Below are 21,175 nucleotides of genomic sequence, written 5' to 3' on the forward strand. Positions count from 1 at the left end.
CAGATCAAGGCGCAGATCGAGGAGACCACCTCGGACTACGACCGTGAGAAGCTGCAGGAGCGTCTGGCCAAGCTCGCGGGCGGCGTCGCGGTGATCCGCGTCGGCGGCGCGACCGAGGTCGAGGTCAAGGAGCGCAAGGATCGCGTGGATGACGCGATGCATGCGACGCGTGCGGCCGTCGAGGAAGGCATCCTGCCGGGCGGCGGCATTGCGCTGTTGCGCGCCAGGCAGGCCCTGAGCCGGGTGTTCAGGAGCAAGAGCGAGCCGGACAGCATTTCCGACCTCGCGATGTCTGACACGCACGATCTGGGACGCTTGCTTCGTAAGCAGTCCTTGTTGAACAACAGGCTCTTGAACGAGATCTTCGCATCCATCGAGAAGCTGCTGAATTCCGACAGTCCGTTCGTCTATCCGGATTTCTTCTTTCAGCGTGTCCATCGTTTGCAGCTTCCCGATTCGCTCGAAGCCGAATTGATCGACTATCTGACAGAAATGATTCTCAACCTCAGAGAAAGGCGCGAATCCGCTCGCCGTCATTCGCGGACGCGGGGAGCGGGCTGGCAATCTGCTCGGCAAAATCCGGACATCATGCATGGCTTTGGTATCGTCATGAAGGCGTTGGAAGCACCGGTGCGCCAGATTGCGGCAAATGCCGGAGCCGACGGCTCCGTCATCGTCGGCAGATTGTTGGAGCGGGATCAATATGCTTACGGGTATGACGCACAGTCCGACGACTACGGGAACATGATCAGCAAGGGAATCATCGATCCGACCAAGGTCGTGCGGACCGCCCTGCAGAACGCTGCCTCCGTTGCGGGCCTGCTGATTACGACCGAGGCGATGGTCGCCGAACTCCCCAGAGAGCAGGCGGCGGCTCCGGCCACGCCGTCCGGCGGCAGGATGAGCGGAATGGATTTCTGAGGCTCGCCCGAAACTCAGTTCGTTCGCGACGACGTCACGAAGAACTGACGCCGCTTACGCAAGATCGCGATCCCAGGGCGGCTCCGGCGCGAAGGCCGCCGCGAGGTGGTCGATGAAGGCGCGCACCTTGGCCGAGGGCGTGCGATCCGGCAGGTAGACGGCATGCACCGCCAGCAGGTCCGATGGCGGCACCTCGAGCGTCAGCGGCACCAGCCGTCCCGCGCGGATCTCGTCGCCGACGATGAAGGTTGGCTGGTAGATCACGCCTTGCCCGGCGAGCGCTGCCGCGAGCAGCGCATCGCCATTGTTGGCGCGCAGATTGCCGCTCACGGTGACATCGACCGCGGCCTTGCCACCCATGCGCCAGCGCGACGGGCCGGCCGCCGCCAGCGTGTAGCCGAGGCAGTTATGGCTGCCGAGATCGGCCGTGGTGCGCGGTGTCCCATGCGCGGCGAGATAGGACGGCGCGGCGCAGACCATCATCCGGCACGGCGCCAGCCGCCGCGCCACCAGACTGGAGTCCTTGAGCGTGCCGATCCGGATCGCGAGATCCCAGCCTTCCTCGATCAGGTCGACCAGCCGGTCATTGAGCCCAAGCTCGACGCTGACGCCGGGATAGAGCGCGGCGAAGCTGGCGAGCAGCGGCGCGATCTGGCGCGTGCCGAAGGCGAGCGGGACATTGAGCCGCAACAGCCCGCGCGGCTCGACGCGGTCGGCCGCGATCGCGCTTTCGGCCGCCTCGAAGTCGCCGAGCACGCGCTCGGCAAGGTCGAGATAGCGGCGTCCGGCCTCGGTGATGGTCAGCCGGCGCGTGGTGCGGTGAAACAGCTTGGTGCCGAGCCGCGTCTCCAGCGCCGCGAGGTGCTTTGTCACCATGGTCGGCGACATGCCGAGCAGGCGGGCCGCGCCCGACAGGCTTCCGGAACCGGCCACCTTCGAGAGCACCTCCAGTCCGGTCAGCCGGTCCAACACTGGATCATCTCACTCTTTGGGTGTGAACTGATTTTCCATTCTATCGGATTATCGTCTTTCGGGAAATGATCCATATGCTGGGGATCCCCACCGGAGGTTCCGATGATCGATTCCCGTACCGCGCCCTATGCCGCGCTCCTGCTCCGCCTCACCCTGGGCGGGCTGTTTCTGGCCCATGCCAGCCTCAAGCTGTTCGTGTTCACCCCGGCCGGCACTGCCAAGTTCTTCGGCAGCATCGGCCTGCCGCCCGAGCTGGCCTATCTGGTGATCACGGCCGAGATCCTGGCCGGCATCGCGCTGATCCTCGGCATCTACACCCGCTGGGTGGCGCTCGCCGCCGTGCCGATCCTGCTCGGCGCCATCTTCACCGTGCATGGCTCCGCCGGGTTCTTCTTCAACAATCCGAAGGGCGGCTGGGAGTATCCGGCGTTCTGGGCCGTGACCCTGGTGATCCAGGCCCTGCTCGGCGACGGCGCCTACGCGCTGGGCGGCCTGCGCAGCAGCCTCGCCGGCGGTCAGTTGCGCAGCGCGCATTGACGTTGGATTCGGCGACTGTCGCCACACCTTCGCTGTCATCCCCGCGAACGCGGGGATCCATAACCACAGGCGGAACTGGTCTGAGCACGACGGTCGATACTCAGCCTGCCTCAAACCTCGATCACGCGGTATGGGTTCCTGCGTTCGCGGGGACGACAGCTGTGGTTTTGGCGCGCTATCTTGACGACGTGTCAGCAGCCCGAGGAGAGATGACATGACCCTGCCCAGCATCTTCCTGTCGCATGGCTCGCCGATGCTGCCGCTCACGGACTCGGCGGCCCGTGACTTCCTCGTCGGCCTCGGCGGCAGCCTGCCGCGGCCGAAGGCGATTTTGGTGATCTCGGCGCATTGGGAGACCGACATCCCCGCCGTCAATGCGGTCGCCACCAACGAGACGATCTACGATTTCTACGGCTTTCCCCGTGAGCTCTATCAGTTGCGCTATCCCGCGCCGGGAGCGCCCGATCTCGCGCAGGCCGTCGCGGCGCGGTTGCAGGCGGCCGGGCTGCCGGTCGGCATCGACCGCGAGCGCGGGCTCGATCACGGCGCCTGGGTGCCGCTGCTCCTGATGTACCCGCAGGCCGACATTCCGGTGCTGCAGCTCTCGATCCAGACCGAGCGCGGGCCGGCACATCATCTCGCACTCGGCCGCGCGCTGGCCCCACTGCGCGATGAGGGCGTGCTGATCATCGGCAGCGGCAGCTTCACCCACAATCTCGGCGAATTTCGCAAGCGCCGGCTCGACATCGACGATCCCGCGCCGTCCTGGGTGGTCGACTTCGCCGACTGGGTGCACAAGGCCGCGATCGAAGGCCGCGTCGACGACCTCGTCGACTACCGCCGTCTCGCCCCGCATGCGCGCGACAATCATCCGACCGACGAGCACTTCCTGCCGCTGTTCGCTGCACTCGGCGCCGCGGGAGAGGGCGCCCGCGTCGAACGGCTGCACAACAGCGCCAATTACGGCGTGCTGCGCATGGACGTGTATGCGTTCCATGGCGCCGACGAGGTCAAGGCCGCGGCCTGAGCCGCTGACTTGTTAGTTCGATCTGCATCTGCCCGTCGGGCCAATTTGCCCGACGGGTTACTTTGTCGCAGGTGATTTCGCTTGTGTCGTCGGGCAAATCACCGCGATCCTCTCGCGCATCCCGCCTCACTCTGAAGGGGCGTTGCGCGCGATCGTCACGACACGCGAGGCGGGGAGCGGTGGCCGCGAGAGCTCGCAGCATGTCCTTGGCAGCATGTCCTGGATGTGCGGACGAACGATGCTCTGGCGGACGTGAAGTTGCAGGGTTCTGATACCTCGACGCTGGTATCACCGCGCAACGCGTGAAACGCGTTGTCGCGCATGGCGGCCAACAAGCCGAGCGCCAGGAAGCCTGCATATAAGCGTGAAGACCATCGCGCAGGGAGGGCCGGGCGATCTCGGCTGAACCTGTGGTACCTGCCGCCTGCATTTTTTGAGCAGGCGGGCCACGGGCGCGGCCGGCGCCCGGCCTTCCCTGCGCCCTTCTATTCGAGGAGGGTGAGTGAGCAAGCAAAGCTCGGGCGCAGATCGCGCTGCGGGGACGTGCAGCCATGATCCGGCGAAGCTCGCCACATACGCGGTGTCGTCCCGGCCTTGAGCCGGGACCCATAACCACCGGCGGGAATGAGACGCGCAACTGTCAGCCATGTCCCTCGTGAGATCGCGCGGTATGGGTCCCGGCGCCGCGTGCGCAATTGCGCACTAGGCCGGGACGACAGCGGGGGGCAGAGGAACAGTGCACCGCACACATGACCTCGCAGGTAGCTGACACCGCCGTCACCCGCGTAGAAAATCCTTGACCCGTTCGCACGCAAATGGCGAAGGATGCACCAGGGAGTGAAACACAACAATGCGCCTGCCGTTCTACTATGGCTGGGTCATCGTCGCCGTGACCTTCGTCACGATGGCCGTCGGGGTCAATGCGCGCACCGCGTTCTCGCTGTTCTATCCGCCTGTTCTCGCCGAATTCGGCTGGGACCGGGGTGTCACCGCCGGCGCGTTCTCGTTCGGCTTCGTTGCCTCGGGCATCGTCAGTCCGCTGATCGGACGGCTGATGGATCGCACCGGGCCGCGCGCGGTGATGGAACTCGGCGTTGCCCTGATGGCCGGCGGTCTGCTGCTGGCGCCACTGACCTCGCAGCCCTGGCATCTCTACATCACCATTGGGGTGATGGTCGGCGCCGGCAGCGTCTGCCTCGGCTATTCCGGCCAATCCTTGTTCCTGCCGAACTGGTTCATCCGCCGGCGCGGCCTGGCGATCGGCATCGCCTTCGCCGGCGTCGGCATCGGTTCGATGACGCTGCTCCCGTGGGTGCAGCACATGATCGCGCAGACCAACTGGCGCACCGCCTGCACCGCGATGGGCATCGTCGTGCTGGTCGTGCTGGCGCCGATCAATCTCCTGCTGCGCAAGAAGCCGGAGGAGATCGGGCTTTGTCCGGACGGCGATGTCGCGCCGCTCGCCAGCGCCGCCAAGCCGGTCTCCAACGTGGTCGACGCCGCCTGGGCCGGCATCGATTGGACGCTCTCGCGCGCGCTGCGAACGGGCCGGTTCTGGTGGCTCGCGCTCGGCTATTTCTTCGGCCTCTACGTCTGGTACGCGGTGCAGGTGCACCAGACGAAATACCTGCTCGAGATCGGTTTCAGCTCGAGCGTCGCGGTGTGGGCGCTCGGCGCGGTCAGCCTGCTCGGGATCCCGGGCCAGATCGCGCTCGGCCATCTGTCGGACCGCCTGGGGCGCGAGGCGGTGTGGGGATTGGGCTGTCTCGGCTTCGCGATCTGCTTCGCCGCGCTGATCGCGCTCAAGGCCGCGCCGTCGCTCATGCTGATCTACATCATGGTGGCGACGCAGGGCGCGCTCGGCTACGGCCTGACCTCGGTGATGGGCGCGGTCGCGCTGGAGATATTCCAGGGCGCGCATTTCGGCAGCATCTTCGGAACGCTGATGCTGATCGGGCTATGCGGCGGCGCAGCAGGGCCGTGGGTGACCGGCGTGCTGTATGACTACACCCTGAGTTATACGCCGGGCTTCGTGATAGCCTTCCTCGGCGCCTTCGTCTCGGCGGCGGCGATCTGGATCGCGGCCCCGCGCCGGGTCCGCCTCGTTGCCGGCCAGTTGCACAGGTTAAAGACGGCGGGGGCTGCGGCATGATCTGTGAACTGGCCGGTTGCCATCGCGGCGCGGGCGTGAGCTAATCGGCCAATCCAGGGAGAGGGACCCCATGAACGAGCATGTTCAGGCCGCCAAGGCCGCGCCGCTGTTCAATCCGCTGTCGCCGGAGTTCATCCGCGATCCCTATCCCTTCTATGCGCAGCTGCGCGACAACGACCCGATGCATGTGACGCCGTTCGGGGCGTTCCTCGCCAGCCGGCATGCGGAATCGAGCCTGGTGCTGCGCGACAAGCGCTTCGGCAAGGACTTCGTCGCGCGTTCGATCCGGCGCTACGGCCCTGACATCATGAACGAGCCGATCTTCCGCAGCATGAGCCATTGGATGCTGCAGCAGGATCCGCCGGATCACACGCGCTTGCGCGGCCTCGTGGTGAAGGCATTCACGGCCCGCCGCGTCGAGGACATGCGGCCACGGATCCAGGCGATCGTCGATTCGACGCTCGACGAGATCATCCCGCGCGGCCGGATGGACCTGATCGAGGACTTCGCGTTCAAGCTGCCGGTCACCGTGATCTGCGACATGCTCGGAATTCCCGAGGAGCACCGCGAAGCGTTCTACAAGAGTTCGCGCGAGGGCGGCCGGCTGCTCGAGCCGGTGCCGCTGTCGAAGGCCGAGATCGCCGAGGGCAATGCCGGCAACGCGGTATCGAAGGCGTATTTCCAGCACCTGTTCGAGCTGCGCCGGAAACATCCCGGCGACGACCTGACGACGCAGCTGCTGCAGGCCGAGGAGGACGGCGCCAAGCTCAGCAATGAGGAGCTCACCGCCAACATCATCCTGCTGTTCGGCGCCGGGCACGAGACCACGGTCAACCTGATCGGCAACGGCCTGCTGGCGCTGCACCGCAATCCGGACCAGCTGGCGCTGTTGAAGGCGCGGCCGGAGCTGATCACCAACGCGATCGAGGAGTTCCTGCGCTACGATTCCTCGGTGCAGCTCACCGGACGGGTGGCGCTCGAGGACATCGAGGATCTCGGCGGCCGCCGGATCCCCGCGGGCGAGAGCGTGCTGTGCCTGCTGGGCTCCGCCAACCGCGATCCTGCGGTCTATCCGGATCATCCGGAGCAGCTCGACATCACCAGGGCCAACGTGAAGCCGCTGTCGTTCGGTGGTGGCATCCACCATTGCCTGGGGGCGCAGCTCGCCCGCATCGAGGCCGAGATCGCGATCGGAACCCTGCTGCGCCGGCTGCCGGAGTTGAAGCTGGACGATCCCGACAACCCGGAATGGCGGCCGACCTTCGTGCTGCGCGGCCTGAAGCGGCTGCCGGCGCACTGGTAACCATCTTCGTTAACGGAATTGTGCAACGCCCCCGGAAATACCGACAGCGCTGTGACTTCGCCATACTTAATCCTATATGATGCAGCGCTCCGGTATCGATGCCAGTGGGCCGCGGCCGTATTGGCTTTAAGGTTGGGACGCCGGAGCGTTGTCCTTTGAGGGAGACCCCGTGCAGACGACCCTGCTCGGCTTGGCGATTGCCTTCATCCTTGCGCTCCTTGCTGCGCTGATCGGCCCGTACTTCGTCGACTGGAACCAGTTCCGGCCGCAGTTCGAGGCCGAGGCGGGCAAGATCGTTGGCGTGCCCGTGCGGGTCGCCGGTGCGCTGGACGCACGGCTGTTGCCGACGCCGACCTTGCGGCTGCGCCAGGTCACCTTCGGCGGCGCCAACGATCTCGGCAAGCTGCGCGCCGACAAGCTCGACGTCGAGCTCAGCCTCGGCGATCTGATGCGCGGCGAGTGGCGGGCGAACGAGCTCACCATCGGCGGCATGGCGGCCGATCTCGGGCTGGATGCCAAGGGCCAGGTCGACCTGCCGGCCGCGTCGGGCCGGTTCAATCTGGCGGCGCTCGCGATCGACCGGCTCAACCTCACCGGCCGAGTCGCCCTGCACGACGCCGCCAGCCGCTCGACGCTGGAGCTGACAGACATCGTCTTCTCCGGCGACGTGCGTTCGCTGGCCGGCTCGCTGCGCGGCGACGGCGCGGTGTCGATCCGCGGCGGCCGCTACCCGTTCCGGGTGTCGTCGAGCCAGGACAAGGACTCCAACGGCCTGCGCGTCCACCTCAACATCGACCCGGGCGAGCGTCCCGTGATGGCCGACATCGAAGGCCTCATCAGCTTTCCCAACCGCTCGCCGAAGTTCGAGGGCGCGCTGACCCTGTCGTCGCCCCCGAAGGAGCAGGGCGCCGACAACGACAAGCCCGCCCAGTCAGCGAAGGAGCCACCGGCGAAGCAGGCCCAACAGGCCAAGGCCCGTCCGCTGAGCCAGGCTGGCGCGACGCCTTGGCGCATCGCCACCAAGGTCGTCGGCGACCAGGCGTCGGCCAAGCTCGACCAGATCGAGGTCAGCTTTGGCCAGGAGGATCGCTCGCTGAAATTCGCGGGCAGCGGCGACATCCGTTTCGGCGCCGCCCCCGTGCTGAAAGCCTCACTGTCCGCACGCCAGCTCGATGCCGACAAGCTCCTGGCCGGCGGGGACGACATCAAGGACCGGCGGGCGATCGCGCCCGCGCTGGTGCTGCCGGCGCTGCGCAACTGGATTGCACAACTGCCGACCTTGCCGATGCCGGCCAACGTGCAGTTCGCGACCGAGCAGATCATGCTCTCCGGCCGTCCGGTACAGAACTTCACCGCCGACCTGCACAACGAACCTTCGGCATGGAGTCTCGAGAAGGTCGACCTGCGCGCGCCCGGCTCGACGCGGCTGACGTTCCGGACCATCGGCATCTCGACCTCGGTGACATCGGGCTTCACCGGCGCGCTCGATCTCGAATCGTCGGAGCCCGACACGCTGGTGGCCTGGCTGCAGGGCCGCAGCGACGGCAGCTATCGCACCCAGCGCCCGCTGCGGCTGCGCGGCGACCTCAACGTGGCGCCGGAGCGGGTCGCGATCGACAGCCTCAAGGCCGATATCGACGGCGGCTCCGTCGACGGACGCGTCGCTCTCGTCAACCGGCCAGCGGGGCCGGGCTCGCGTTTCGAGGCGGTGCTGAAGGGCGATCGGCTCGATCTCGACGCCGCGATGGCCGTGACCCGCTCGCTGATCGGCGTCACCGGCGAGTGGCCGGCGGAGGCCAGCGTGGCGCTCGACGTCGCCCGCGCCAAGCTCAGCGGCCAGGAGCTGCGTCCGCTCACCGCGCGCTTTTCCTATGATCCCAAGACCATCGCCATCGACCAGATCAAGTTCGGCCAGAGCAGCGGCGTGACGAGCGAGGGCTCCGGCCGGTTCGATCGCGCCGACGCAACCGGACGGCTGGTGGTGACCTCGATGGCCGGCTCGCTCAAGGAGATCACGGCGCTGGTGCAGCCGCTCGCGCCGCAGATCGCCGCCCGCTTCGATGCGCTCAGTATGCCGCCCGGCGCCGCCCGGCTGAAGCTCACGCTCGATCTCGCCAAGGACCCAGCCAACGCCGATCGGAGCCAGGCCAAGGCGGTGCTCGATCTCGACGCGCCACAATTGAAGGGCTCGGCGACGCTGACGGCCAAACCCTCGGCCGCGGCGCTGCGCAGCTTCGAGGTCGATGCGATCGATCGAACGGAGCTTGGAATCGAGAGCCGGGTGTCGTCGGAGCAGGGCAGCGCCGTGCTGGCGCTGCTCGGGCTCGATCGCGTGGCGGCGGCGGGCACAGGTCCGGCCCAGTTCGATGCCAGCGTGACCGGCGGCTGGCGGGCGCCGCTGCGGGTGAATGCCAAGCTCTCCGGCGCCGGTCTCGATGGCGATGCGCAAGGCACTGTCGATCCCTGGGGCGACACCGCAAAGGCCAACGTCAATCTGCGCCTGCGCAGCGCCAACCTGTCGCCCTTGTTTGGATTGAAGCCGCAGGATCCGGGCGCGCAGAACGTCCGCCTGTTCAGCCGTCTCGGTCTTTCCAACAATCGCCTGACGCTCGACGACATCGACAGCACGGTGGGTGGATCGCGGCTGCGCGGCCGGCTCGCGCTGGTGCTCGACGACGACAAGCAGATCGAGGGCGAGCTCGGGCTGGATGCGCTCGACGTGCCGCAAGTGGTATCGGTGCTGATCGGAGCGGCCGGGCGTGAGCCCGCCGAGCCTCTCGGCGCAGGTCTCTTGAAGGGGTGGCGCGGGCGTGTCTCGTTCCAGGCCCTCAGCGGCGCCATTCTGAATGGCATTGATCTGCATCCGCTGGGCGGCGCCATCAAGAGCGACGGCCAGTCGCTGACCATCGAGAACCTCAAGGGCAAGCTCGGCGGCGGCGACGTCGCCGCGACCATCGATGCGCGCTCCAACGCGAATGGTCTCGTCCTGAACGGCCGCGTCGAGCTCGCCGGCATCGACGGCAACGCGCTGCGCTATCACAGCCTGAAGATGCCGGCCGGCAAGGTCTCGGCCCAGATGACGCTCGCCGCCGAAGGACGCAGCGTGCAGGCACTGGTCAATGCGCTCTCGGGCAATGGCACGGTGACGCTCGACAATGCGGCGCTCCCCAATCTCGACCCGCGGGCGTTCGATGCGGCGTTGCGCGCGGCCGACGCCGGCCAGGTGAGCGACGACGGCAAGTTGCGGCAGGTGATCGAGCCGGTGCTGACGTCGGGGACGTTGCCGGTCGCGTCTGCTCAGATCCCCTTCATCATCCGCGACGGCCGGCTGCGGGTCGGCGCCACCACGCTCGACGCGCAAGGCGCCCGCGTCATCGTGTCCGGCGGCTTCGACATTCCGGCGGACAATGCCGACATTCGCGCCAGCCTGAGCGCCAACACGGTCGGCAATGCCAACAGCCGTCCGGAGATCCAGTTGTTCGTGGTCGGGACGTCCGAGGCGCTGACGCGCGCGGTCGACGTCACCTCGCTGTCGTCGTGGCTGGCGGTGCGTGCCATCGATCGTGAGACGCGGCGGCTGGATGCGATCGCGCGCGGCGAGGTGCCGCCGGCCTATCCGTCGTCGACGGCGTCGCTGCCCGGTGCACCCGAGGCTGGCCCGGCGGCACCGAGCGCGGCCGACGTGCCGCTGCCCGGTCGTGATCCGCGGCGCGAGCCGCGCGCCAAGCCGGGTGGTCCGCGCGCCGTCGTGCCGCCGCTGACCCCGCCGCTCTCTGCTCCCGCCCCAGCGCCCCAGCCGGCGGCACCGATGGCATCGAGCCAGCCGCAGGTCGCGCCCTTGCCGCCGCCGGTCGAGATCAAGCCCGCGCCCGGTGCGCTGCCGCCGCGCCCACGGCCGGTGCCGCGTCCGCCGGTCGTGCTGACGCCGCCGGGCAGTCCGTGATTCCGGCCGAAGGCGTGCGGGGACCGCGCCGATGATGACCTTGCGACAGGTCGAGGTCATTCGCGCGGTCATGGTGACGGGCACCATCAACGGCGCCGCGCGCCTGCTGAAGGTGTCGGCGCCGGGTGTCAGCCGTCTGGTGAAATACACCGAGCGCTCGCTCGGCATCCGCTTCTTCCAGCGCCAGAACGGCCGCTACTTTCCGACGCCCGAGGCGCAGAACATCTTCGAGCAGATCAACAGCGTCTACGAGAAGGTCGACGATCTCAGCTACATCATCTCCAACATCGGCCGCGGCGCGCTGTCGGAACTGCGCGTCGGCTCGGTGCCCAGCATCTCCCAGGTGATGGTGCCGCGCGCGATCGAGCGCGTCCGCCGCCGCTATCCTGATTTGGGCATCGACATCAACATCCTCAAGATCGAGGAGGCGATCGACTATCTGATGCTGGGCAAGGGCGAGTGCGTGGCGATGAGCTATCGCCTCGATCATTCCGGGCTCGAATTCCTTCCTCTCGCCTCAGGCGAACTGTTCTGCATCGTCCCGCCAGGCCACGAGCTAGCCGGCCGCAAGCAGGTCTCCGCCGCGGAGATGACCCGCTATCCGTTGATCGGCATCGATCCCAATGACCCCTACGGCCGGATCATGGCCGAGATCTTCGCGCGCAACAAACTGAGCTACAACATCTCGATCAAGGCGCGCTTCGGCACCACTGTCTGCGCGCTCGTGAAGGCCGGGCTCGGCATCGCCGTCATCGATCAGTTCACCGTGGCACATGGCGGCTATCCCGGCATCGAGCTGCTGAAGATCGCCGAGCCGACGCGGTTCGACACCTACATCGCCGTCAAGCGCGGCACGCCGCTGTCGCTCTATGCGGAGCACTTCATCGACTGCCTGCGCGCCGAGATGCGCGCGCTGGAGCCGGGCCGGCGTCAGGTCGCGAAGCCGGGCAAGGCGGCGCTCGTCAAAAAATAACATGATGTTAGGTTCAGCGGATATTTGGGTAATTGTGTTAGCTGGCAGACGCGCTATCGTCCGCGACGCCATTCATCGCTCGTGCGGCGATCGCGTGAGCGGCAGCAGAGACTGAACCAACGTGCCCGATTTTTCCGCGCTCAAAGCCCGCAAATTCCTGACCGGCTTGATCGGTGCGCCGATCGCGCATTCGGCCTCTCCTGCCATGCACGAGCATGCGGCCGCGGTGCTCGGCGTGCGCTGCCACTACCAGCTCATCGAGGTCGCCGGCGCCGACCGGGCCGGTCTGTCCGCGCTGCTGGAAGGCGTGCGCCGGCTCGGCTTTGCCGGGGTCAACGTGACCTATCCTTACAAGGAAGCCGTGGTCGAGCTGCTCGACGAGCTCGCGCCGAGGGCGGCGGCGATGGGCGCGGTGAATACCGTCGTCGTTCGCGACGGCCGGCTGATCGGCCACAACACCGACACCACCGGGTTCGAGCGAGCCGTCGCGCCACTCATCAGCCAGACCGATCGCGGCGTCGTCGCGTTGGTCGGGGCCGGCGGGGTTGGCAAGGCGATCGCCTTCGCACTTGCAAACCTCGGAGTCGCCGGCCTGCGCATCTACGACACTGAGCGCACGCGCGCCGAGAAGCTGGCGAGCCTGCTGCCGGCTGGCAACACGGTAACGGTCGCGGACAGCGTCGAAGCGGCACTGCACGGCGCAGTTGGCGTCGTCAACGGCACGCCGATCGGGATGTTGCCGAACCGCGGTACGCCGGTGCCTGATCATTTGTTGCGCGCCGACCTCTGGGTCGCCGACGCGGTCTATTCGCCGCTCTGGACGCCGCTGCTGAAAGCCGCCAAAGCCAGGGGAGCCCGGGTCCTGCTCGGCCGCGAGCTCGCGATCTACCAGGCTGCGGACGCCTTCGAGTTGTTCACCGGCCTGGCGCCCTCGACCGAGGCGATGGGGGCTGCGTTCGACAACCACATGGCGGAGAGATATCCGGCGGTTGACGCCGCCTGAGCCGACGGTCAATACGCGCCGGAACAAGTCGTTCAAGCAAGAAACGCAAACAAGCGTTTAAGTCAGAGGAGGAAACAACGTGAGATCGATCATCCTGGCTGGCCTGTGCTCAGCCACGCTGCTGTCCGGTGCCGCCTACGCGCAATCCGGCGCCCCCATCAAGATCGCCGATGTCGCCGAGCTCTCCGGCGGCGGCGCGACCGTCGGCAACAACTGGAAGAACGGCATCGACCTCGCCGTCGAGGAAATCAACGCCAAGGGCGGCATCCTCGGTCGCAAGATCGAGGTGAGCCACGCCGACTCGCAGTCGAACCCCGGCGTTGCGCGTGCGCAGGTGCAGAAGGCGCTCGATGGCGAGCCCTACGTGCTGCTCGGGCCGGGCTATTCCGGCTCGGTGAAGGTGACGGCGCCGCTGGCGGCCGAGGCCGGCATCACCCAGATCATGGGCGGCGAAGCGGCCGAGCTCACGCAGGCCGGCAACAAGTTCCTCTTCCGCACGTCGTTCGGCCAGCAGTCCTCGATGCCGAAGGTCGCCAAGTACATCAACGACGAGCTGAAGGCGAAGTCGGTCGCGGTGGTCTGGGTCAACAATGATTTCGGCCGCGGCGGCCGCGACGTCATCACCAAGGAATTCAACCGTCTCGGCATCAAGGTCGCGGCCGATCTGTCGACCGAAGCCGGCCAGGCGGACTTCGCGGCCGACGTCAGCAAGATCAAGGCGGCGGCGCCGGACGCCGTCTTCATCTACGTCAACGAGGAAGAGAGCGCGCGCATCCTGAAGGAGATCAAGCGCCAGGGTGTGACTGTGCCGCTGATCGGCGAGACCACGCTGGTCGGCCAGAAGGTGATCGAGCTCGCCGGCGATGCCGCCAACGGCGCTCGCGGCCACGTCGGTCTCACCACCGACGCACCGATCGAGGCCATCAAGGCGTTCCGCGATCGCTTCGTGAAGAAGTACAACTACGTGCCCGATCACAACGGCATCAAGGGCTATCTCGCGATCTACATGGTCAAGGCCACGACCGAGAAGATGGGCAAGGTCGACTCCAAGGCGTTCGCCGACACGCTGCACGGCCTGACGATCAAGACCTCGGCCGAACCGAACATCCTGATGGATGTGACCTTCGACCAGAACGGCGACATCGATCGCCAGGGCTTCCTGGTCGAGGTCGTGGAAGGCAAGCAGGTCGTGAAGCAGGTGTTGCCGAAGCTCAACTGAGGACAACGGTCGATCGGCGGCGCCGGTGTGGTGATGTCCGGCGCCGCCGTCACCCAAGGGCTCACGGGGAAACCATGTCCAATCTGCTCGACCTGATCGTGGCGGGACTCGCCACCGGCGCCATCTACGCGCTGGTCGCCGTCGGCTTCACCTTGCTGTGGCAGACCTCGCAGACCATCAACTTCGCCCAGGGCGAGTTCGTGATGCTGCCCGCCTTCCTGATGCTCGCGGTCATGCATCTCGGCGCGCCGTTCTGGCTCGCGGTGCTCGCCGGCGTGCTGCTGTCGGCGCTGCTGCTCGGTCTCGCCTTCAAGATGCTGCTGGTCGATCCGATGCTGCGGCACGGCGTGCTGCCGCTGGCGATCGCCACCATGGCGCTGGCGATCGGGATCAAGGAGGCCGTGAAGCAGTTCTTCAGCGCCGAGGCCTCGCCGTTTCCGTCGATCGTTCCCGCGGGCGATATCAGCGTGCTTGGCCGTGTCATCTCGCTGCAGAGTCTCGGCGTGCTCGCCGTTGCAATCCTGGCCGTCGTCGGCCTGACCACGCTGCTCAATCGCACCTCGCTCGGCCACCAGATGCAGGCGGCGGCACAGAATCCGACGGTGGCGCGCATCATCGGCGTTCCCGTCGAGCGCATGATCCTGCTGACCTTCCTGATCAATGCCGTGCTGGTCGCGCTGGCCTCGCTGCTGATCACGCCGATCTATCTTGCCAAATTCTCGAGCGGCGAAGTGCTCGGGCAGGCGGCGTTCATCGCCGCGATCGTCGGCGGCTTCAACCAGGTGCGCGGCGCGATCGCCGGCGGTCTCCTGATCGGCGTCGTCGACAACCTCGCCGCGGCCTACGTCTCCACCCAGTATCGCGCGGCTGTTCCGATGGTGCTGCTGATCCTTGTCATCCTGTTCCGGCCGCAGGGCCTGCTCGGACGAGCCGAGGAGCGCACGGTATGACCCGCAACGGCAGACTGCTCCTCGCCGCGCTGGCGATCGTCGTCATCGCCGGCCTGATCATCATCCCGATGAACTTCAACCGCTACGGCCTCTATATCCTCAGCCAGTGGGCGGTGATGACCATCGCGGCGATGGGGCTCAACCTCACGCTCGGCTATGCCGGGCAGGTGTCGCTTGCGCAGGGCGCTTTCGTCGGCATCGGCGCCTACGGTGCCGCGATCCTCACTACCCATGGCTGGCCGCTGATATCGGCGCTTGGGCTCGTCATCGTCGTCTGCTTCGTCGTCGGCTGGCTGTTGGGCTATCCGGCGCTGCGCGTGCAGCATCACTATCTCGCCTTCGTCACGCTCGCGTTTTCGACCCTGGCGTTCCTGGTGTTCCGCAACGAGAGCTGGCTCACCAACGGCATCTACGGCATCAGCAACATTCCGCGCCCCGGGATCTTCGGCTTCCCGACCCGCAAGCCGTTGCCGTTCTACTATCTCTGTCTCGGCTCGCTCGGCCTCGTGACGCTGGCGATGTGGTGGCTGATCCGCTCGCCCTGGGGCCGCGCCTTCATGGCGCTACGCGAAAATCCGATCAGGGCGCAATCGCTCGGCATCGACACCAGACGCTACACGCTGATGGCGTTCGCGATCGGCTCGGTGCTTGGCGGCATCGCCGGCGTGCTCTATGCGCCGCTGACGCAATATGTCGATCCCGTGCCGTTCAACCTGCAGCTCTCGCTCGATCTCCTGATGATGGTGATCGTCGGCGGTGCCGGCTTCATGCTCGGGCCGTTCCTCGGCGCCATGATCGCGGTGCTGCTGCCGGAGTGGCTGCGCTTCGCCGAGGGCTATTATCTGATGCTCTACGCGGCCGCCGTGATCGTGCTGCTGATCTATTCGCCGAGCGGCATTCTCGGCATCCTCGACCGCTATCTCAGCTCACGGCGCACCCAGGCCGCATCCGCATTGCGGGCGGCGGCTCAATCCAACCTGGAGGCCGCGCGATGACCGCAGTCCTCGACGTTCGCGACGTCAAGAAGAGTTTTGGCGGCATCACCGCCGTCAACGGCGTCAGCTTCGACGTGCAGGAGGGCGAGATCCTCGGCCTGATCGGCCCCAACGGCTGTGGCAAGTCGACGCTGTTCAACTGCATTCTCGGCCAGCTCGTGCCGAGCGGGGGCGAGGTGAGGGTGGACGGCAAGCTCGTCACCGGCCAGCGTCCGTCCGAACTGAACCGCCTCGGCGTCAGCCGCACGTTTCAGCTCTTGCAGGTCTTCCCGAAGCTGTCGGTGCGCGACAACCTGATCCTCGCCGGCCAGGAGCATCGCGGCAGCATGCTGTCGCGCCTGTTTGGTCCGTCGGATGCAGGGCTCACCGAGACCGCCGATCAGATGATCGGCTTCTTCAAGCTGGAGCATCTCGCCAACGAGCCGGCCGGCGGCCTGTCCTACGGGCAGCAGAAGCTGCTCGATGCCGCGATGGCGTTCATGGGCGGTCCACGGCTGGTGCTGCTCGACGAGCCCGCCGGCGGCGTCAATCCGACCATGCTCGGCGATCTCAAGGACCGGCTGATCGCGATCAACCGCGAGCGCCGCGCCACTTTCGTCGTGATCGAGCACAACATGGAGTTCGTGATGTCGCTGTGCTCGCGCGTGATGGTGATGGCCGAGGGCAAGGTGCTGGCGATCGGCAAGCCCGACGAGATCAGGGCCAATCCGGCCGTGATCGAAGCCTATCTCGGACACTGACGGAGCCGACGATGAGCGATCCCATTCTCGACGTCCAGAACCTCGTCGGCGGCTACGGCAAGATGACGATCCTCAACGGCACGACGTTCTCGGTGCCGGCGGGATCGATCACCACCGTGATCGGTCCGAACGGTGCCGGCAAGTCGACGGTGTTCAAGGCGATCTTCGGCCTGCTCAAGCTGCGCGAGGGCAAGGTCGTGTTCAAGGGCCGCGACGTCACGGGCCTGAGCCCGCGCGCGCTGCTCGGTGCCGGCATCTGCTACATCCCGCAGGGCCGCAATATCTTCGGCGAGCTGTCGGTGCGTCACAACATCGAGCTCGGCGGCGTTGCCGCGCCGGCCAACATCGACCTCCCGTCTCGCGTCGAGGCGGCGCTCGACGTGTTTCCGGTGCTGCGCAAGAAGGCGGATCGGCAGGCCTCGACGCTGTCCGGCGGCGAGCAGAAGCAGCTCGAGATCGCGCGCGGGCTGCTGCTCGAGCCGCAGCTCGTGCTGATCGACGAGCCGTCGATCGGGCTGTCGCCGTTGATGGTGCAGCAGACCTTCGACATGCTGAAGCAATTGCGCGACCGCGGCGTCTCGGTGCTCCTGATCGAGCAGAATGCACGCTCGGCGCTGGAGATCTCGGACTACGGCATCGTGCTCGAGCTCGGTCGCACCCGCATCATCGACAAGGCCGATCGCGTGCTGGCCGATCCGCGCATCGGCCAGCTGTTCCTGGGCGGCGCGATGGAGGAGACGGCGGCATGAACCAGCGCTCGATCGCAACGGTCTCCATCTCTGGCGCGCTCGACGAGAAGCTCAAGGCGATCGCTGCCGCCGGCTTCGACACGGTCGAGATCTTCGAGAACGATCTGGTCGCGTTCGGGATGCGGCCGCGCGAGATCGGGCAGATGTGCCGCGACCTCGGCCTATCGATCTGCGCCTATCAGCCGTTCCGCGATTTCGAGGGCATGCCGGAGCCGCAGCGCGCGCGCAACTTCATCCGCGCCGAGCGCAAGTTCGACCTGATGCAGGAGCTCGGCACCGACCTGCTGCTGATCTGCAGCAGCGTGTCGCCGGCCGCGCTCGGCGGCATCGACCGCGCCGCCGCGGATTTCCAGGAGCTCGGCGAGCGCGCCGCGAGGCGCGGCTTGCGCGTCGGCTACGAGGCGCTGGCCTGGGGCCGCCATGTGCACGACTATCGCGATGTCTGGGAGATCGTGCGCCGCGCCGATCACAAGGCGATCGGCGTCATCCTCGACAGTTTTCATGCGCTGGCGCCGGCGCTGCCGACCAATGCGATCCGCGCCATTCCCGCCGACAAGATCTTCCTGGTCCAGTTGGCCGACGCACCCAAGCTCGAACTGGACGTGCTGTCCTGGAGCCGGCACTTCCGCAGCTTTCCCGGGCAGGGCGACCTCCCGGTCGGCGAGTTCATGGAGGCGGTCGCCGCGACCGGCTATTCCGGGCCGCTGTCGCTGGAGATCTTCAACGATCAGTTCCGTGCCGGCTCGGCGCCACGCACGGCGCTCGACGGCATGCGTTCGCTGCTGCTGTTGCAGGATGACCTCGCCGGAAAAATCCCCGCGGCGTCGGCAGAGCCCCGCTTCGCGCCTCGCGTGAAGAGCCACGGCATCGGCTTTGTGGAATTCGCGGTCAGCGAGGACAAGGCGGAGTCGCTCGCCGCATTGTTCGGGCAGCTCGGCTTCCGCAAAACCGGGCGGCATCGCAGCAAGGCGGTGCAGCGCTGGTCGCAGGGCGCGATCGAGCTGGTGATCAATTGCGAGCCGGCGAGCTTCGCGCATTCGCACTATATCACGCACGGTCCCGGCGTTTGCGCGTTGGCGTTGGATGTCGACAGTGCGGACCGTGCCATGGCGCGGGCGCAGTCCTTGAAGACGCGCACCTTCACCCAGCCGGTCGGGCCGGGCGAGCTGGAGATCCCGGCGATCCATGGTGTCGGCGGCAGCCTGCTGTATTTCCTCGATACCCACGGCCGTCACTGGGATGTCGACTTCGAACCGGTCGCCAGCGACAAGACGACTGATCGGCTCTTGGCCGTCGATCACATCGCACAGTCGATGCCGCATGAGGAGATGCTGTCCTGGCTGTTGTTCTATGCCGGGATCATCGACTTCTCGCGGCTGCCGCAGATGGAGATCGCCGATCCCAGAGGCCTCGTGCAGAGCCAGGCGATCGTCAACGGCGATCGCAGCCTGCGCTTCATCCTCAACGGCTCGACGGCGACGCGCACGCTGTCGTCGCGTTTCATCTCCGAGTTCTTCGGCTCGGGCGTCCAGCACATCGCCTTCGCCTGCGACGACATCTTTGCAGCCGTGGCCGAAATGCGCGCCCGCGGCGCCGGCTTCCTCGACATTCCCGACAACTACTACGACGATCTCGAAGCGAAATACGATCTAGCGCCCGAGACCATCGCGGCGCTCCGCGCCAACGAGATCCTGTACGACCGCGACGGCGACGCGGAGTTCTTCCAGGTCTACACCCACATTTTCGAGGAGCGCTTCTTCTTCGAGATCGTGCAGCGCCGCAACTACCAGGGCTTCGGCGCCGCCAACGCCGCGATCCGGCTGGCGGCGCAGGCGCGCGAGGTGCGGCCGGACACGATGCCGCGGCTGTAGCTCAGGGCTCCGGCCGAATCCCAGGCAGACTGACGATTGCCGCCGCCAGGTCTTCGATCACCAGCCGGACGCGCGCGATGCCGGCGCGCTCCGGGACGATCAGCATGTTGAGCGGCACCGACGGCAGCCTGTAGTCGGGCAGGAGCACCGTCAGCCTGCCCTCGGTGATGAGATCGTCGACCAGCCAGGCATGGGCTGCGGCGATGCCGCGCCCGGCCAGCACGGCTTCGCGCACCGCGAGGCCGTGATTGGTTCGGAAGCGGCCGCTGAAAGGCACCTCGTGGCGCTGGCCGTCGCCGGACATCAGCGCCAGCACGTCGCTGCCGGCGACATTGGGCATGCGGATGCCGTCATGGCCGAGCAGATCCTGCGGTACGCGCGGCGTGCCGCGTCCTGCCAGATAGCCCGGCGCCGCCACCAGCAGCCGGTGCGAATGGCCGAGTGCGCGCAGCTTCATCGAGCTGTCAGTGAGCGGCGCGAGACGGAGCGCGATGTCGACGCCCTCGCGCACCAGATCGATGCGCTCGTCGGTCAGATTGAGATCGATCGCGATGTCCGGATAGCGGTCCTGGAACGCGAACACCAGCCGGGTGATGTGCAGGATGCCGAACGCGGCCGTGCAGGAGATGCGGATCGTGCCGCTGGCGGCTCCACGCGTGCCGCGCGCCTCGTCGCCGGCCTGCTCGATCAGGCGCAGGATCTGGACGCAGTTGGCATAATAGAGGCTGCCCTCGGTGGTCAGGGTGACGCGCCGGGTGGTGCGGCTCAGCAGGGGAACGCCGATCGCGTCTTCAAGCTCCTGGAGATGACGCGAGATGGTGGACTGACCCAGCCCAAGCTCACGCGCGACGGCCGACAGGTTGCCCCGTTCGGCGACGCGAACGAAGCTGCGCATGTTGACGATGCTGACGTCCAACTTATCCATAATTCGGCATAATGTTATCGATAGCAGCCATATAGTGGATGAACGAGGCCGGGTCTATCTCCTGGATTGTTCCAGCCAAGGGATCAAGCCATGAATGTGCTGCTCGTCTTCGCCCACCCCGAACCCCGCTCGCTGAACGGCGCCCTGCGCGACGCCGCTGTCGCCGAGCTTCGGTCGCAAGGTCATCAGGTCAGGGTCTCGGATCTCTATGCGATGGGCTGGAAGGCGGCCGCCGACCGCGCCGACTTTCCGCAACTGCCGCCCGATGTGCGCCTCAACGTCGCCACGGCCTCCGGCGAGGCGTTCAAGACGCACTCGCTCACCGACGACGTCAGGGCGGAGCAGGAGAAGCTCCTATGGGCCGACGCGGTGATCCTGCAGTTTCCGCTGTGGTGGTTCACGATGCCGGCGATCCTCAAGGGCTGGGTCGACCGGGTCTATTCCTACGGCTTCACCTACGGCGTCGGCGAGCACAGCGACAAGCGCTGGGGCAACCGCTATGGCGAGGGCGTGTTCGCCGGCAAGCGCGCGATGCTCGTGGTGACCACCGGCGGCTGGCAGGAGCACTATTCGGAGCGCGGCATCAACGGGCCGATCGACGATCTCCTGTTTCCCATCAATCACGGCATCCTGTTTTATCCCGGCTTCGACGTACTGCCGGCCTTCGTGGCGCACCGGGTGAACCGGCTCGACGAGGCGGGCTTCGCGGACATCGCCGCGCGGCTCCGCGCGCGGATGCGGACGCTGTTCACGGATCAGCCGATCCCGTACCGGCGGCAGAACCGCGGCGATTACCTGATCCCGTCGATGCAGCTGCGTCCCGAACTCGGGCATGCCGACGCGCACGGCTTCGGACTGCATGTCGACGCCGCGCGGTGACGTCGCCGCGGCGCGG

General features: G+C 66.8%; 17 protein-coding genes. 15 read left to right on the plus strand and 2 right to left on the minus strand.

Translation table 11 applies throughout. The features are described from left to right. The coding region (locus QW845_RS32135; RefSeq protein WP_315805526.1) for a TCP-1/cpn60 chaperonin family protein at window positions 1-921 on the plus strand (921 nt) is incomplete at its 5' end. A 54-nt stretch (window positions 922-975) separates the two neighbouring features. Here the strand turns inward: QW845_RS32135 and QW845_RS32140 are convergent. Beyond that, entirely contained in the window at window positions 976-1,893 is a 918-nt protein-coding gene (locus QW845_RS32140; protein WP_315805527.1) for a LysR family transcriptional regulator, read from the minus strand. A gap of 102 nt (window positions 1,894-1,995) precedes the next feature. Between QW845_RS32140 and QW845_RS32145 the strand changes: the two genes are divergently transcribed. From QW845_RS32145 to QW845_RS32205, 13 genes are all read left to right on the plus strand, one after another. Next, complete coding sequence (locus tag QW845_RS32145) at window positions 1,996-2,430, plus strand: DoxX family protein (RefSeq protein WP_315805528.1); 435 nt, start codon at window positions 1,996-1,998, stop codon at window positions 2,428-2,430. A 214-nt stretch (window positions 2,431-2,644) separates the two neighbouring features. Next, entirely contained in the window at window positions 2,645-3,457 is an 813-nt protein-coding gene (locus QW845_RS32150) for a class III extradiol ring-cleavage dioxygenase (RefSeq protein WP_315805529.1), read from the plus strand. Window positions 3,458-4,307: 850 nt separating this feature from the next. After that, window positions 4,308-5,609 carry an MFS transporter gene (locus QW845_RS32155; RefSeq protein ID WP_315805530.1) on the plus strand — a complete coding sequence of 434 codons (1,302 nt, stop codon included), beginning with the start codon at window positions 4,308-4,310 and terminating at the stop codon, window positions 5,607-5,609. Window positions 5,610-5,679: 70 nt separating this feature from the next. Then, window positions 5,680-6,912, plus strand: a complete 1,233-nt coding sequence (locus QW845_RS32160) for a cytochrome P450 (RefSeq protein WP_315805531.1) — start codon at window positions 5,680-5,682, stop codon at window positions 6,910-6,912. A 169-nt stretch (window positions 6,913-7,081) separates the two neighbouring features. Then, window positions 7,082-10,855, plus strand: a complete 3,774-nt coding sequence (locus QW845_RS32165) for an AsmA-like C-terminal region-containing protein (RefSeq protein ID WP_315805532.1) — start codon at window positions 7,082-7,084, stop codon at window positions 10,853-10,855. Between the two features lie 31 nt (window positions 10,856-10,886). Further along, window positions 10,887-11,828, plus strand: coding sequence for a LysR family transcriptional regulator (locus QW845_RS32170; protein WP_315805533.1), 942 nt, complete (start codon window positions 10,887-10,889; stop codon window positions 11,826-11,828). A gap of 121 nt (window positions 11,829-11,949) precedes the next feature. Then, window positions 11,950-12,831 carry a shikimate dehydrogenase gene (locus QW845_RS32175; RefSeq protein ID WP_315805534.1) on the plus strand — a complete coding sequence of 294 codons (882 nt, stop codon included), beginning with the start codon at window positions 11,950-11,952 and terminating at the stop codon, window positions 12,829-12,831. Between the two features lie 79 nt (window positions 12,832-12,910). Then, window positions 12,911-14,050, plus strand: coding sequence for an ABC transporter substrate-binding protein (locus QW845_RS32180; RefSeq protein WP_315805535.1), 1,140 nt, complete (start codon window positions 12,911-12,913; stop codon window positions 14,048-14,050). 74 nt (window positions 14,051-14,124) lie between these two features. After that, window positions 14,125-15,000, plus strand: coding sequence for a branched-chain amino acid ABC transporter permease (locus tag QW845_RS32185; protein WP_315805536.1), 876 nt, complete (start codon window positions 14,125-14,127; stop codon window positions 14,998-15,000). Beyond that, window positions 14,997-15,995, plus strand: a complete 999-nt coding sequence (locus QW845_RS32190; protein ID WP_315805537.1) for a branched-chain amino acid ABC transporter permease — start codon at window positions 14,997-14,999, stop codon at window positions 15,993-15,995. Before QW845_RS32185 ends, QW845_RS32190 begins: the two co-directional genes overlap by 4 nt. Further along, the gene (locus tag QW845_RS32195; protein ID WP_315805538.1) at window positions 15,992-16,735 is read left to right on the plus strand and encodes an ABC transporter ATP-binding protein; all 744 of its coding nucleotides are present in this window, start codon (window positions 15,992-15,994) and stop codon (window positions 16,733-16,735) included. The genes QW845_RS32190 and QW845_RS32195 overlap by 4 nt, the downstream gene beginning before the upstream one ends. An 11-nt stretch (window positions 16,736-16,746) precedes the next feature. Continuing rightward, window positions 16,747-17,484: an ABC transporter ATP-binding protein gene (locus QW845_RS32200; RefSeq protein ID WP_315805539.1), complete on the plus strand. Its 738-nt coding sequence runs from the start codon at window positions 16,747-16,749 to the stop codon at window positions 17,482-17,484. Beyond that, window positions 17,481-19,355, plus strand: a complete 1,875-nt coding sequence (locus tag QW845_RS32205) for a bifunctional sugar phosphate isomerase/epimerase/4-hydroxyphenylpyruvate dioxygenase family protein (RefSeq protein ID WP_315805540.1) — start codon at window positions 17,481-17,483, stop codon at window positions 19,353-19,355. Before QW845_RS32200 ends, QW845_RS32205 begins: the two co-directional genes overlap by 4 nt. Window position 19,356: 1 nt before the next feature. Here the strand turns inward: QW845_RS32205 and QW845_RS32210 are convergent, their stop codons facing one another. After that, window positions 19,357-20,280, minus strand: coding sequence for a LysR family transcriptional regulator (locus QW845_RS32210; protein ID WP_315805541.1), 924 nt, complete (start codon window positions 20,278-20,280; stop codon window positions 19,357-19,359). Window positions 20,281-20,370: 90 nt separating this feature from the next. On the opposite strand from QW845_RS32210, the gene QW845_RS32215 reads away from it, so the two are divergent. After that, complete coding sequence (locus tag QW845_RS32215; protein ID WP_315805542.1) at window positions 20,371-21,159, plus strand: NAD(P)H-dependent oxidoreductase; 789 nt, start codon at window positions 20,371-20,373, stop codon at window positions 21,157-21,159. Window positions 21,160-21,175 lie beyond the last annotated feature (16 nt).

It is taken from the genome of Bradyrhizobium sp. SZCCHNS3002 (genome assembly GCF_032377435.1).
In the GTDB taxonomy this organism is placed as follows: Bacteria; Pseudomonadota; Alphaproteobacteria; order Rhizobiales; family Xanthobacteraceae; genus Bradyrhizobium.

Excerpts from the sequence above, each read along its gene's own strand:
- QW845_RS32185 (WP_315805536.1), top strand. The coding sequence starts at position 14,125 with ATGTCCAATCTGCTCGACCTGATCGTGGCGGGACTCGCCACCGGCGCC.
- QW845_RS32205 (WP_315805540.1), top strand. The coding sequence starts at position 17,481 with ATGAACCAGCGCTCGATCGCAACGGTCTCCATCTCTGGCGCGCTCGAC.
- QW845_RS32215 (WP_315805542.1), top strand. The coding sequence starts at position 20,371 with ATGAATGTGCTGCTCGTCTTCGCCCACCCCGAACCCCGCTCGCTGAAC.
- QW845_RS32170 (WP_315805533.1), top strand. The coding sequence starts at position 10,887 with ATGATGACCTTGCGACAGGTCGAGGTCATTCGCGCGGTCATGGTGACG.
- QW845_RS32190 (WP_315805537.1), top strand. The coding sequence starts at position 14,997 with ATGACCCGCAACGGCAGACTGCTCCTCGCCGCGCTGGCGATCGTCGTC.
- QW845_RS32150 (WP_315805529.1), top strand. The coding sequence starts at position 2,645 with ATGACCCTGCCCAGCATCTTCCTGTCGCATGGCTCGCCGATGCTGCCG.
- QW845_RS32195 (WP_315805538.1), top strand. The coding sequence starts at position 15,992 with ATGACCGCAGTCCTCGACGTTCGCGACGTCAAGAAGAGTTTTGGCGGC.
- QW845_RS32160 (WP_315805531.1), top strand. The coding sequence starts at position 5,680 with ATGAACGAGCATGTTCAGGCCGCCAAGGCCGCGCCGCTGTTCAATCCG.
- QW845_RS32145 (WP_315805528.1), top strand. The coding sequence starts at position 1,996 with ATGATCGATTCCCGTACCGCGCCCTATGCCGCGCTCCTGCTCCGCCTC.
- QW845_RS32200 (WP_315805539.1), top strand. The coding sequence starts at position 16,747 with ATGAGCGATCCCATTCTCGACGTCCAGAACCTCGTCGGCGGCTACGGC.
- QW845_RS32155 (WP_315805530.1), top strand. The coding sequence starts at position 4,308 with ATGCGCCTGCCGTTCTACTATGGCTGGGTCATCGTCGCCGTGACCTTC.
- QW845_RS32210 (WP_315805541.1), bottom strand. The coding sequence starts at position 20,280 with ATGGATAAGTTGGACGTCAGCATCGTCAACATGCGCAGCTTCGTTCGC.